The 13245-nt window shown below is 63.6% G+C and carries 12 protein-coding genes; 3 read left to right on the forward strand and 9 right to left on the reverse strand.

The genetic code is table 11. From position 1 onward, the window contains the following. Positions 1 to 14 precede the first annotated feature (14 nt). Together ACT89O_RS17425 and ACT89O_RS17430 are read left to right on the forward strand one after the other, a co-directional pair. Complete coding sequence (locus ACT89O_RS17425) at positions 15 to 1088, forward strand: PLP-dependent cysteine synthase family protein (RefSeq protein ID WP_487260711.1); 1074 nt, start codon at positions 15 to 17, stop codon at positions 1086 to 1088. Positions 1089 to 1137: 49 nt separating this feature from the next. Beyond that, a complete protein-coding gene (locus ACT89O_RS17430; protein ID WP_487260712.1) occupies positions 1138 to 2259 on the forward strand; it encodes a lipocalin-like domain-containing protein in 1122 nt (373 codons plus the stop codon). A 62-nt stretch (positions 2260 to 2321) separates the two neighbouring features. Here ACT89O_RS17430 and ACT89O_RS17435 read toward each other — a convergent pair whose 3' ends face one another. From ACT89O_RS17435 to ACT89O_RS17455, 5 genes are all read right to left on the reverse strand, one after another. Further along, a complete protein-coding gene (locus ACT89O_RS17435; protein WP_055393257.1) occupies positions 2322 to 3323 on the reverse strand; it encodes a branched-chain amino acid ABC transporter permease in 1002 nt (333 codons plus the stop codon). Positions 3324 to 3335: 12 nt separating this feature from the next. Next, on the reverse strand, positions 3336 to 4220 hold the full coding sequence (locus ACT89O_RS17440) for a branched-chain amino acid ABC transporter permease (protein WP_010463953.1): 885 nt from the start codon (positions 4218 to 4220) through the stop codon (positions 3336 to 3338). A 97-nt stretch (positions 4221 to 4317) separates the two neighbouring features. Then, on the reverse strand, positions 4318 to 5514 hold the full coding sequence (locus ACT89O_RS17445) for an ABC transporter substrate-binding protein (RefSeq protein ID WP_055393256.1): 1197 nt from the start codon (positions 5512 to 5514) through the stop codon (positions 4318 to 4320). A 57-nt stretch (positions 5515 to 5571) separates the two neighbouring features. Then, positions 5572 to 6285, reverse strand: a complete 714-nt coding sequence (locus tag ACT89O_RS17450; protein WP_055393254.1) for an ABC transporter ATP-binding protein — start codon at positions 6283 to 6285, stop codon at positions 5572 to 5574. Continuing rightward, positions 6285 to 7055 (reverse strand): ABC transporter ATP-binding protein, encoded by a 771-nt coding sequence (locus ACT89O_RS17455; protein ID WP_055393252.1) that lies wholly within the window; start codon positions 7053 to 7055, stop codon positions 6285 to 6287. Before ACT89O_RS17455 ends, ACT89O_RS17450 begins: the two co-directional genes overlap by 1 nt. 375 nt (positions 7056 to 7430) lie before the next feature. Here ACT89O_RS17455 and ACT89O_RS17460 point away from each other — a divergent pair, with 375 nt between their 5' ends. Further along, positions 7431 to 9245, forward strand: coding sequence for an ABC transporter transmembrane domain-containing protein (locus tag ACT89O_RS17460; protein ID WP_218300599.1), 1815 nt, complete (start codon positions 7431 to 7433; stop codon positions 9243 to 9245). A gap of 164 nt (positions 9246 to 9409) precedes the next feature. On the opposite strand, the gene ACT89O_RS17465 is transcribed toward ACT89O_RS17460, so the two are convergent. The 4 genes from ACT89O_RS17465 to ACT89O_RS17480 are packed head-to-tail and all read right to left on the reverse strand — an operon-like array spanning position 9410 to position 13233. Then, positions 9410 to 9895: a DUF1178 family protein gene (locus tag ACT89O_RS17465; RefSeq protein WP_487260713.1), complete on the reverse strand. Its 486-nt coding sequence runs from the start codon at positions 9893 to 9895 to the stop codon at positions 9410 to 9412. Positions 9896 to 9919: 24 nt separating this feature from the next. After that, positions 9920 to 10225 carry a DUF2818 family protein gene (locus tag ACT89O_RS17470; protein ID WP_055393246.1) on the reverse strand — a complete coding sequence of 102 codons (306 nt, stop codon included), beginning with the start codon at positions 10223 to 10225 and terminating at the stop codon, positions 9920 to 9922. A 25-nt stretch (positions 10226 to 10250) separates the two neighbouring features. Continuing rightward, positions 10251 to 11744: an NADH-quinone oxidoreductase subunit NuoN gene (nuoN, locus tag ACT89O_RS17475; RefSeq protein WP_055393244.1), complete on the reverse strand. Its 1494-nt coding sequence runs from the start codon at positions 11742 to 11744 to the stop codon at positions 10251 to 10253. Positions 11745 to 11757: 13 nt separating this feature from the next. Next, on the reverse strand, positions 11758 to 13233 hold the full coding sequence (locus ACT89O_RS17480; protein WP_055393242.1) for an NADH-quinone oxidoreductase subunit M: 1476 nt from the start codon (positions 13231 to 13233) through the stop codon (positions 11758 to 11760). Between the last annotated feature and the right edge of the window lie 12 nt (positions 13234 to 13245).

The raw sequence follows: 13245 nt of genomic DNA on the forward strand, positions 1-13245 counted from the left end.
CGAGGGCTGCGACAATGCAGCCCATGCAGAAACAGCCCTCCGCTTCTCCCTGGCTCCACGAAGCCATCGCCCGCATCGAAGCCGACTACCAGCGCAGCGCCGACACGCACCTGATCCCACTGCGCCTGCCTGCCTTTGCCGTGCATGGCATTGACCTGTACCTCAAGGACGAATCCACCCACCCCACAGGCAGCCTCAAGCACAGGCTGGCACGGTCGCTGTTTCTGTATGCACTGTGCAATGGCTGGGTGCATGAGGGCTCGACCATCGTCGAATCGTCCAGCGGCTCCACCGCAGTGAGCGAAGCCTACTTTGCGCGGCTGCTAGGGCTGCCGTTCGTGGCGGTGATGCCGCGCACCACGTCGCCCGAAAAAATTGCGCAAATCGAGTTCCATGGCGGGCGTTGCCACTTCGTGGACAGCGCGGGCGCGGTGTACGACGCGGCCCGCACCATTGCCGCCGAAACCGGCGGCCACTACATGGACCAGTTCACCTATGCCGAGCGGGCCACCGACTGGCGCGGCAACAACAACATTGCCGAGAGCATGTTCACGCAGATGGCGCGCGAGCCGCACCCGGTGCCGCGCTGGATTGTGGTGGGCGCGGGCACGGGCGGCACCAGCGCCACCATTGGCCGCTATGTGCGCTACCAGCGCCATGCCACCCAAGTGTGTGTGGCCGACCCGGCGGGTTCGGTGTTCAGCGCCTACCACCGCACAGGCGATGCCGCGCTGACAGCGCCGGGCTCACGCATCGAGGGCATCGGCCGGCCGCGTGTGGAGCCGAGCTTTATCCGCACGCTGGTGGACCGCATGGTGGATGTGGCGGACTGCAAATCGGTTGCTGCCATGCGCGCGCTGTCGCAGTTGCTGGGACGGCGTGTGGGGCCGTCCACGGGCACCAACTTTGTAGCCATGCTCACGCTGGCCAGCGAGATGCGCGAGCGGGGCGAGCGCGGCTCCATCCTGTCGCTGCTGTGCGATGCGGGCGAGCGCTACCTGCCCACGTACTTCGACACCGACTGGGTGGACCGCACGTTTGGCGATTGCTCAGCGGCGCAGCAGAAGGTGGATGCGTTGATGGGCTGAGCGCCCTGCCCCGTCCCGCAATTCCATCCCGTACCTTGATCCCCACACCATGCACAGCTCCACACGCCGCCAGTGGCTGATGGGGGCCAGCCTGCAGGCAGCCGGGCTGGGTGCGCTGCTCTGGCCGGGTGCGGCGCAAGCACTGCCCGCGCGCGCTCTGGCCTTTCCGCGCGACCACGGCAGCCACCCGGAGCTGCGCACCGAGTGGTGGTACATCACCGGCCATGTGCAAGCGCAGGGCCAGCCTTGGGGGTTTCAGCTCACGTTTTTCCGCTCACGGGTGGACGCCACACAGGGCCTGCAGTCGGCGTTTGCTGCCAAGCAGCTGCTGTTTGCGCATGCGGCCATCACCGATGTGAAAGGCCAGCGCCTGCAGCATGACCAGCGCATTGCGCGCGCGGGCTTTGGTGTGGCGCAGGCCAGCCAGGCCGACACACACATCCGCCTGCAGGACTGGACGCTGGAGCGCGTTGATGTGTCCCACAACACGCCCGGAGAGGCGCCGCGCAGCCGCTACACCACGCGCATCACCGGCAGCGAGCTGGGGCTGGAGCTGCAGTTCGACAGCACGCAGCCCGTGCTGCTGCAAGGCCAGCAAGGCCTGTCGCGCAAGGGGCCGGAAGCGACGCAGGCGAGCTACTACTACAGCCAGCCGCAGCTGGCCGTGAGCGGGCACCTGACAGTGGCGGGCCGCCGCATGGTGGTGGAGCCGGGCACCGGCCGCGCGTGGATGGACCACGAGTGGAGCGAGGCGCTGATGCACCCCGAGGCCCAGGGCTGGGACTGGATCGGCATGAACCTGGCCGACGGCAGCGCGCTCACGGCCTTCCGCCTGCGGCGCGCGGATGGGTCGGCGCTGTGGGCCGGAGGGTCGTGGCGGGCACCCGGGCAGGCCGTGCAGGTGTTTGGTGCGCAGGCCGTGATCTTTACCCCGCTGCGCACCTGGACCAGCCCGCACAGCGGCGCGCGCTACCCGGTGCAGTGGCGGGTGCTGACGCCGGTGGGGCAGTTTGAGGTGGGCGCGCTGTTGGACAACCAGGAGCTGGACAGCAGCGGGTCCAGCGGCGCGATTTACTGGGAGGGGCTGTCCGACCTGCTGGACGGCAGTGGGCAGCCTGTGGGCCGGGGCTATCTGGAGATGACCGGATATGCAAAGCCGCTGCGCCTGTGAGGGCGGCAGCGGCTTTTAAGCAGCATCCAGGTAGCAGCCCGCCGTTGCGGGCAATGGGGGGGTCAGTGCTTGGCCGTGTTGCCCGCCCGGCGCTGTGCCAGCCAGGCAATGATCTCGCCCATGATGCCCCGGCGGAAGGCCAGCACGCAGATCACGAAGATCAGGCCCGTGACCATGGTGACGGATTCGCCCAGGGTCTTGAACCACTCCACGCTAGTCAGCGCCGCCAGCAGGTTGCCGAATTCACCGATCTTGTTTTCGAGCAGAACCACCACGGCCGAGCCGATGAGCGGGCCCGACAGTGTGCCCAGGCCGCCCACCAGCGTCATCAGGATGACCTGACCCGAGGCCGTCCAGTGCACGTCCGACAGCGTGGCAAAGCCGAGCACAAGCGTCTTGAGGGAGCCCGCCAGCCCCGCCAGCGCAGCCGACAGCACAAAGGCCAGCAGCTTGAAGCGGTGCGTGTCGTACCCCAGAGAGATTGCGCGGGGCTCGTTCTCTTTGATTCCCTTGAGCACCTGGCCGAACGGCGAGTGGATGGTGCGCACGATAACCAGGAACGCAGCCACCACGATGACCAGCGCCACGTAGTACATGACCAGATCGTCCTTCAGATCGATCAGGCCAAAGAGCTTGCCGCGCGGCACGCCCTGCAAGCCGTCTTCACCCCCGGTGAAGGGCGCTTGCAAGCACACAAAGAACAGCATCTGGGCCAGCGCCAGCGTGATCATTGAAAAATAAATGCCCTGGCGGCGGATGGCCAGCCAGCCAAACAGCAGGCCCAGCAAAGCCCCCCCGGCCGTGCCCAGCAGCAGGCCCACCTCGGGCGTGAGGCCCCACACCTTGATGGCATGCCCCGCCACGTAGGCCGCCCCGCCCAAAAATGCTGCATGCCCGAATGACAGCAGGCCGGTGTAGCCCAGCAGCAGGTTGAACGCCGAAGCAAACAGTGCAAAGCACATGAGCTTCATCACAAAGATGGGATAGGCACCAAGGAAGGGTGCGGCAATCAGGCCCAGCAGTAGCAGGCCGTAGCCGATGGTGGCAGTGTTCTTGAGATTCATGCTGGCTGCCCCTTATTTTTCTTTGCCGAACAGGCCGGCGGGGCGGATGAGGAGAACGATGACCATGATGACAAACACCACGGTGGACGATGCTTCGGGATAGAAGACCTTGGTGAAGCCTTCGATGACGCCCAGGCCCAGCCCGGTCAGGATGGAGCCCATGATGGAGCCCATGCCGCCAATCACCACCACGGCAAACACCACGATGATGAGGTTCTGGCCCATGAGCGGCGTGACCTGGTAGACCGGGGCCGCCAGCACGCCAGCGAAGGCAGCCAGCGCGGCGCCAAAGGCGTAGGTCAGGGTCACCATCACGGGCACGTTGATGCCGAAAGCTTCCACCAGGCGTGGGTTTTCAGTGCCAGCGCGCAGATAAGCGCCGAGCTTGGTCTTCTCGATCACATACCAGGTGGCCAGGCACACCACCACCGAGGCCACCACCACCCAGGCCCGGTAGTTGGGCAGGATCATGAAGCCCAGGTTGGTCGCACCTTCCAGGAGCTCAGGGGTGTCATAGCCCAGGCCCGACACGCCATAGATGGAGCGGAACACGCCTTCAATCAGCAAGGTGAGTCCGAGCGTAAGCAGCAGGCCATAAAGATGGTCGAGCTTGTAGATCCAGCGCAGCAGCAGGCGCTCGATCAACACCCCAAACAAGCCCACCACCAGCGGCGCCAGCACCAGCATCCACCAATAGTTGATGCCGAAGTAGTTCATCGCCATCCAGGTCATCAGGGCGCCCGTCATGAACAGCGCCCCGTGGGCGAAGTTGATGACGTTGAGCAGGCCAAAGATCACGGCCAGGCCGAGACTGAGGATGGCGTAGAACGACCCATTGACCAGCCCCAGAAGGAGCTGGCTCAACAGGCCCGGCAATGAGACACCAAAAATTTCCATGGGAGGCAGCGGCAGGTGGAGGGGGTTCAGGTCAGGGGGCACAACGCGCCAGGCCAGTCATCTGGGCGGCTGTGCGCGTTGAGTCCGGCTCAGGGCTTTACTTCCAGAGCGCGCACTTGCTCTCAGCCTTGGTGGTGAACACCGTGTCGCCGGGCAGCTTCTTGACGAGCTTGTAGTAGTCCCAGGGCTTGGTGGACTCCGAAGGCTTCTTCACTTCCATCAGGTACATGTCATGCACGTAACGGCCATCGGGGCGCAGCTGGCCCGACGCAAAGAAGTCGTTCATCTTCATGCCGCGCCATGTGGCCATGACCTTGTCGGCATCCACCGTCTTGGCTGCTTCCACGGCCTTGAGGTAGTTCATCGTGGCGGAGTAATCGGCCGCCTGGATTTCGGTAGGCATGCGCTTGGTCTTCTCGAAGAAACGCGCGGCAAACTTGCGCGTGTCGTCGTTCAGATCCCAGTACCAGCTGGTGGTGAATTGCAGGCCTTCGGTGTTGCGCAGGCCCAGGCTGTGCACGTCGCTGATGAAGATCAGCAGACCCGCCAGTTTCATGCTCTTGCCAATCCCGAACTCCTTGGCAGCCTTGATGGCGTTGATGGTGTCGCCGCCAGCATTGGCGAGACCCAGAATCTGTGCCTTGGAGTTCTGCGCCTGCAACAGGAAGGACGAGAAGTCGGACGCGTTGAGCGGGTGGCGCACGGTGCCCACCACGGTGCCGCCCTTGGCCTTGACCACCGTGCTGGTGTCGGCTTCGAGTGCATGGCCGAACGCATAGTCTGCCGTGAGGAAGTACCAGGACTTGCCGCCGGTATCCACGATGGCCGAACCCGTGCCCTTGGCCAACGCCACGGTGTCATAGGCATAGTGCACGGTGTAGGGCGTGCACTGGTCGTTGGTCAGCGCCGAACTGGCGGCGCCGTTGTTGATGTACACACGTTTCTTTTCGGCCGCCACCTTGGCCGATGCCAGGGCCGTGCCAGAGTTGGTGCCACCAAACAGCATGGTCAGGCCCTGGGTGTCGATCCACTCGCGGGCCTTGGAAGCCGCGATGTCGGCCTTGTTCTGGTGGTCTGCGGTGAGCAGCTCGATGGGCATGCCCAGCACCTTGCCGCCAAAATCATCAATCGCCATCTGGATGGCCACCGCACCGTTCTTGCCCTCCACGTCGGCGTACAGGCTGGACATGTCGGTGATGAAGCCGATCTTGACCTTGTCTTGCGCATGCGCGGCCGAGGTGGCCAGGCCAGCGGCGCCCAGCACCAGTGCCAGCGTTTTGAGTTTGTTCTTCATGGATTGTCTCCTGTGGGTGTGGTTGAAGAAAACGGGAAGCAAGACTTCGGGGCGCGTTCAAACGCCCAGCAGTTCGGTGAGCACGGGCATCTTTTCTTCCAGCTCCGACGCGCCGAATTTTTCGACGATGCGGCCGTGCTCCATGACATAAAAGCGGTCGGCGAGCGGTGCGGCAAAGCGGAAGTTCTGCTCGACCATGACCACGGTGTAGCCTTTCTCGCGCAGCATCATGATCATGCGGGCCAAGGCCTGCACGATGACCGGCGCCAGGCCCTCGGAAATCTCGTCGAGCAGCAGCAACTTGGCGCCAGTGCGCAGAATGCGGGCCACGGCCAGCATCTGCTGTTCGCCGCCCGACAGGCGTGTGCCCTGGCTGTTCTTGCGCTCGGCCAGGTTGGGGAACATGGCATAGATCTCCTGCACCGACATGCCGGGCGTGCCGGTCTTCAGTGCCGGGGGCAGGAGCAGGTTTTCTTCGCACGACAGGCTGGAGAAGATGCCGCGCTCTTCCGGGCAGTAGCCCACGCCCAGGTGCGCAATGCGGTGCGTGGCCATGTGGATGGTCTCCACACCATGGATCTTGACCGAGCCCTTGCGCGCACCGGTCAGGCCCATGATGGCGCGCATGGTGGTGGTGCGGCCCGCGCCGTTGCGGCCCAGCAGCGTGACCACCTCGCCGGGCTGCACAACGATGTCCACACCATGGAGCACGTGCGACTCGCCGTACCAGGCTTCAAGGTTCTTGATTTCGAGGGCGGGAGCGGCAGCCATCAATGCGCTCCTTGGAGTTGACCGTCGGTGGTGCCCATGTAGGCTTCCATGACCTGTGGGTTGTTCGAAACTTCTTCGTAGGGCCCCTCAGCCAGCACTGCGCCGCGCTGCAGCACGGTGATGCGGTCCGCAATGGTGGAGACGACCTTCATGTTGTGCTCGACCATCAAGATGGTGCGACCGGCAGAGACCTTTTTGATCAGCTGGGTGACGCGGTCCACGTCTTCGTGGCCCATGCCCTGGGTGGGCTCGTCCAGCAGCATCAGCTCGGGTTCCATGGCCAGTGTGGTGGCGATCTCCAGCGCGCGCTTGCGGCCGTACGGCAGGTTGACCGTCACCTCGTCGGCCAAGTCTTCCAGGCCCACTTCTGTCAACAACTGCATCGCGCGGTCGTCCAGTTGCGACAGGGTGCGCTCGCTGCGCCAGAAGTGGAACGAGGTGCCCAGCTTGCGCTGCAGGCCCAGGCGCACGTTCTCCATCAGCGTGAGGTGGGGGAACACCGCCGAGATCTGGAACGAGCGGATGACGCCGCGGCGCGCGATCTGTGCGGGCTGCTCTCGCGTGATGTCGTGCCCGTTGAACCGGATAGTGCCCGAGGTGGGCGTGAGAAACTTGGTCAGCAGGTTGAAACACGTGGTCTTGCCTGCGCCGTTGGGGCCGATCAGCGCATGGATGGAGCCCCGGCGGACGGCCAGATTCACATCGCTGACGGCGGTGAAGCCCTTGAACTCTTTGGTCAGGCTGTGGGTTTCAAGAATGACGTCGCTCATTGCGCCTGGGTCGCTCCGTTGGGTGCTGGGGAAAGAAGCCTTGGCCAGCAAGGTCCTCATGCATGCGTTGTGATCGCAGTGCATCGTATGCCCCCCTACCCCGCAGTAGATACTGGGACTAATGCCTATGTATAAACGCCTACGCTTTCGGACATCGCGACCTGCGGCGGTGCCCATGGCAACGGTGCACAGGCACGGCATCGCCCGCCCTTGCTGGTTTTGGAGGCGATACCCCGCACAAAGCGGTCTGTGGCTCGCCCCCGCTCACGCGTCAGCCCGCCAGGCAGAACACTGACTTTTTTCTTACATCTTGTCTTGCCAGTGCCACGATGGCGCGCCCAGCGGCGCATGGACGGTCCCTCTACACTGACCCCCATGGCTTCCACCCCCACTCAACCCTCCAGCGGCGCCCCACGGTCCCTGACGGGCCTCCTTCCCTTTCTGCGACCGTACCGCGCACGCATCGCGCTGTCGGTGGTGTTCCTGGTACTGGCAGCGCTTGCCACCCTGGCCTTCCCCCTGGCCTTGCGCAACCTGGTCGATGGTGGCCTGGTGAACCCCGACAAGGGGGCCCAAACCATGGCACTGCGCAATCATTTCGAGGCGCTGTTTGCCGTGGCGGTGGCACTGGGGGTGTTCTCCGCCGCGCGGTTTTACATGGTGAGCTGGCTGGGCGAGCGGGTGACCGCCGACCTTCGCAACGCGGTATACGGCCATGTGCTGCAACAAAGCCCGCAGTTCTTTGAGACCACCCAGACCGGCGAAGTGCTGTCGCGCCTGACCACCGACACCACGCTGGTACAGACCGTCGTCGGCTCCTCCCTGTCGATGGGACTGCGCAACGCCGTGATGGGGGTCGGGGCGCTGGCCATGCTGGTGTGGACCAACCCCTACGTCATGTCGGTGGTCATGGTGGCCGTGGTGCTGGTGGTGCTACCCACCATGTGGATCGGCAGGCGCGTGCGGCGCCTGTCGCGCGACAGCCAGGACCGGGTGGCCGATTCCAGCGCCATAGCGGCCGAGGTGCTCAATGCCGTGCCGGTGGTGCAAAGTTACACGGCAGAACCCCGCGAGACCACCCGCTTCATGCAGGCCACCGAGAACGCGTTCCAGGTCGCCATCAAGCGCACCGGGGCCCGCGCCCTGCTCGTGGCCTTCATCATCATTGCAAACGCCGCACTGCTGCTCTGGGGGCTGTACCGGGGCACGGAGGCGGTGTTGGCGGGCAAGATGACAGCCGGGCATCTGGGGCAGACCGTGGTGTATGTGATCTTGCTGGCCGGTGCCGTGGCCGTGCTGGGCGAGGTCTATGGCGATCTGCTGCGCGCTGCGGGCGCCACGGAGCGGCTGATGGAATTGCTCGCGACCCGATCGCCCGTGGCAGACCCGATCGCGCCGCAGGACCTGCCTGTATCGGAACGGGGGCTGGAGGTGGAGTTTGAGAACGTGTGGTTCCACTACCCCTCGCGCCCCGACCAGCCCGCGCTGCACGACTTTACGCTGCACCTGGCGCCGGGCGAAACGGTGGCGCTGGTGGGCGCCAGCGGCGCGGGCAAAACCACGGTGTTCCAGCTGCTGCAGCGCTTTTACGACGTGGACACCGAGGCACAGGGCCAACCCCAGGGCGCCATCCGCCTCAACGGTGTGGACATCCGCCAACTGCGCCTGGAAACCCTGCGCTTGCACACGGGCACCGTACCGCAGGACGCCGTGATTTTCTCGGCATCGGCCATGGACAACATCCGCTACGGGCGCCCCCAGGCGACAGACGAAGAAGTCATGGCAGCCACACGTGCCGCCTTTGCACACGACTTCATCATGGCGCTGCCCGAGGGCTATGGCACTTTCCTGGGTGAACGGGGCGTGCGGCTGTCCGGCGGCCAGCGACAGCGCATTGCCATTGCCCGGGCCATGCTCAAAAACCCGCCCCTGCTCCTGCTGGACGAAGCCACCAGCGCGCTGGACGCAGAGAGCGAACGCATGGTGCAGGCGGCGTTGGATACCGCCATGCAGCGCCACACAGGTCGGCGCACCACGCTGGTCATTGCCCACAGGCTGGCCACGGTGCAGAACGCGGACCGCATTGTGGTGCTGGAACATGGGCGCATCGTTGAGCAAGGCACCCACACGGCCCTGCTGGCGCAAGGCGGCGTCTATGCCCGCCTGGCGGCGTTGCAGTTCACGGTGTAACGCCCGCACTGTCGGATCGCGGCCAACAGTGGGGGTTTACGGAGGGTTTCCGGCTAATCCCAGGCCGCCCGTCATATTGATATCAAATTGATAGCAATACTGTCTTACCCATCAAGCGCCAGCAGCCTAAAACATTTAATATTTTGGCCCCAAGCATCGATGGCCTACTGGAGCGTTTCCTTGGCGGCGGCGGGCAGAGGCAAGGGCATGACGGCGATCCCCTCCTCCAGCAACTCCATCGCCTCATCCGGAGTGGCCTGCCCGCGAATCGCGCGCTCCTGCACCTCACCGTGGTGCATGCGCCGGGCCTCCTGCGCAAAGCGCGCACCCACATCCTCGGTATTCGCGACGATCTTGCGGGCAAGGTCCAGCCAGGCAGCCTGTAATGCGGGGGGAAGTGCCGGAGAGTTTCCGACCTGGAGACTGCCGCCCTCGGGTGCGGCAGACGGTGTAGGCACGGCTGACGGTGCAGCTGGCTCGCGCGCCCCCAGGTTCAGCCGGGGAGCACTCAAGCGTTTTTCAATGTGATCGTCCGCGCACAGCGGGCATTGCACCAATCCACGTAGCTTCTGGCCCTGGAAATCGTCTTCCGAAGCGAACCAGCCTTCAAAGACATGGCCCTGTCGGCATTGGAGATCAAGCACCTTCATGGCAAACCTTGGGCACGCTGGCCATCAGCCGTGGCGGCGCAGCAGGTAACGATAAACAAAACCTGGAAAGGCGAGTGTAAGGAACAGCGTCCCGGTGATCGCATAGAACTCCCAGCCTTGCGAAGCAATCTGCCCGGCCCTGCGCTCCAGCAACAGCGCCAAGCCACCCACCAGAAAGTACAGCAGGATCAGCTCGCCCAGGCGGCCCACCAGCGGCTTTCTCGGATTGGACTGTGGCCCTACCGCCAGCCAGCGGTGGTTGACAAAAGGCAGGTTGGCAGCAATGAACGCTGCCACGATGACCAGCCAGACGGACCCGGTAAGCGACACAGGAACAGCAGGCAGTGGGGAACGCTTAGGTGGCCAGCGCGCGCACGACAGCGTCAGCGCAAAGGGCCATCAAGCCGCCGGGCAGAAGGCCCAGCACCAGCAGGAGCGCGCCGTTAAGGGTCAGCACCACACGCACATCCGCCGGGGCGGACACGTTCGAGGCCGTCAACGGTGCGTCGAAGTACATGACCTTCACCACCCGCAGGTAGTAGAAGGCGCCGATCAGCGACATGATCACTGCGAACACCGCCATCGCGATGTACAGGGTCTGGCCTGAGGCCACCAACGCCTGCAGCACGGCCAGCTTGGCGTAGAAACCCACGAGCGGCGGAATACCGGCCATCGAGAACAGGCAGACGGCCATCACACCGGCGTACAGGGGGCTACGCTGGTTGAGGCCAGCAAAGTCCGAAATTTCCTCGCTTTCGAAGCCTTCGCGGGCCAGCAGCAAGATCACGCCAAAGGCTGCCAGCGTGGTGAGCACATAGGTCACCACGTAGAACATCGAGGCGCTGTAGGCGTTCTCAACGGCCGTAGCATCCACATTGCCGTTCACCACACCCGACATCAGACCCAGCAGCACAAAGCCCATTTGCGAGATGGTGGAGTACGCCAGCATGCGCTTGAGGTTGGTCTGCGCGATGGCGGCCAGGTTACCCACGAGCAGCGAGCCAATCGCCAGCACTGCCAGCATCTGCTGCCAGTCGATGGCCAAGGGCAACAACCCGTCCACCAGCAGGCGGATGGTGATGGCAAACGCTGCCAGCTTGGGCGCACCACCGATCATGAGCGTGACCGCCGTGGGAGCGCCCTGGTAGACGTCGGGAATCCACATGTGGAAAGGCACGACACCCAGTTTGAAGGCCAGGCCGGCCACCACGAACACGAGGCCGAAAACCAGCACCTGGTGGCGAATCTGGCCTGAATTGACGGCCTTGAACACCTGACCGATATCGAGCGAACCCGTGGCGCCGTAGATCATGGACAGGCCGTACAGCAGGAAGCCGCTGGCCATGGCGCCGAGCACGAAATACTTCATGGCCGCTTCTGTGGCCGTGGCATTGTCACGGCGCAGGGCCACAAGCGCGTAGCTCGACAGGGTCAGCAGCTCCAGACCCAGGTAGATCACGAGGAAGTTGTTGCCCGAGATCATGATGAACATGCCCAGCAGCGCAAACATCGACAAGGTGAACATCTCGCCGCCACGCATCATGCCGCGATCTGCCGCGTAGGGTCGGGCATAGACCAGCGTGATCATCATGGCCACCGTGGCGAAGCACTTGAGCCAGTTGCCCATGGCATCGCTCACCACCATGTTGCCAAACCCATAGAAGGTGTTGCCGCTGCTGGCGTACATGGCCTGCAATCCAGCCACCACGGCGAGCGTGAGCAGGGTGAGCACGTAGGTGGCGGTGCGGCGGGCGCTGTGCACGCCCAGGTCGACCAGCGCGATCACGCAGGCCATGGTCAACAGCACGATTTCGGGGTAAATCGCGAGCCAGCTGATGTTGTCAATCATCTTCTTGAATCTCTTAGTTCAGCTTCGACAGCGCAACATGCTTGAGCAGTTCCGCCACCGAGGTGTCCATCACGTCCGTGAACGGACGGGGATACAGGCCCATGGCCAGAACGGCAATGCCTAGCAAGGCAAGCACCAGGAATTCGCGGCTGTCGATGTCGGTCAGGCCCTTGACGTTGTCATTGCCCACTGGCCCCAGGTATACGCGCTTGAACATCCACAGCGTGTAGGCGGCACCAAAGATCAGCGCAGTGGCGGCGGCCAGACCGATCCAGAAGTTGGCCTTGACAGCGCCAAGGATCACCATCCACTCGCCCACAAAGCCGGCAGTGCCTGGAAGGCCGCAGTTGGCCATCGCAAACAGCAGCGCAAAGGCCGTGAAGTTGGGCATGGTGTTGACCACACCGCCGTAAGCGGCGATTTCACGCGAATGCACGCGGTCATACAGCACGCCAATGGACAGGAACATCGCGCCCGAGACAAAGCCGTGGGCAATCATCTGCACCAGACCGCCAGACACGCCCAGATCGTTGAAGATAAAGAAGCCCAGAGTCACAAAGCCCATGTGCGCCACAGACGAATACGCCACCAGTTTCTTCATGTCCTTCTGGACCATGGCCACCAGACCCACATAGATCACGGCAATCAGCGACAGGGCAATCATCAGCCAAGCCCACTCGCGCGAGGCATCGGGGGCGATGGGCATGGAGAAACGCAGGAAGCCGTATGCGCCCAGCTTCAGCATGATGGCGGCCAGCACGGCGGAGCCTCCGGTGGGCGCCTCCACGTGCACGTCGGGCAGCCAGGTGTGCACCGGCCACATCGGCACCTTCACAGCAAACGCCGCAAAGAAGGCAAAGAACAGCAGCGTCTGCGCCGTACGGCTCAACGGCAACTGGTGCCACGTGGCAATGTCGAAGCTGCCGCCTGACTGGTTGTACAGGAAGATCAGTGCGATCAGCATCAGCAGCGAACCGAGCAGCGTATACAGGAAGAACTTGAACGCCGCGTAGATCTTGTTGGGGCCACCCCAGATACCGATGATCAGGTACATCGGAATCAGCGTGGCTTCGAAGAACACGTAGAACAGCATGCCGTCCAACGCCGTGAATACGCCAATCATGAGGCCCGACAGGATCAGGAAAGCCCCCATGTACTGGTTGACGCGCTCGGTGATGGACTCCCAGGAAGCCACCACGACGATGACCGTGATGAATGCCGTCAGCGGCACGAACCAGAACGAGATGCCATCCACACCCAGGTGATAGTGGATGTTGAAGCGTTCGATCCAGGCTGCCTTCTCGACAAACTGCATCGCCGCCGTGCCCAGCTGGAACCCATCGTACAGGGGTAACGTCACCAGGAAGCCAACCACGGCCCCCACCAGCGCCAGCCAACGCACCGCGCGGGCATGCTCATCCCGCCCAATGGCCAGCAGCAGTACACCGAAGGCAATCGGTGCCCAGATTGCAAGACTCAACAGACCCATTTGTTGTTTTCC

It is taken from the genome of Acidovorax sp. NN32, assembly GCF_057597245.1.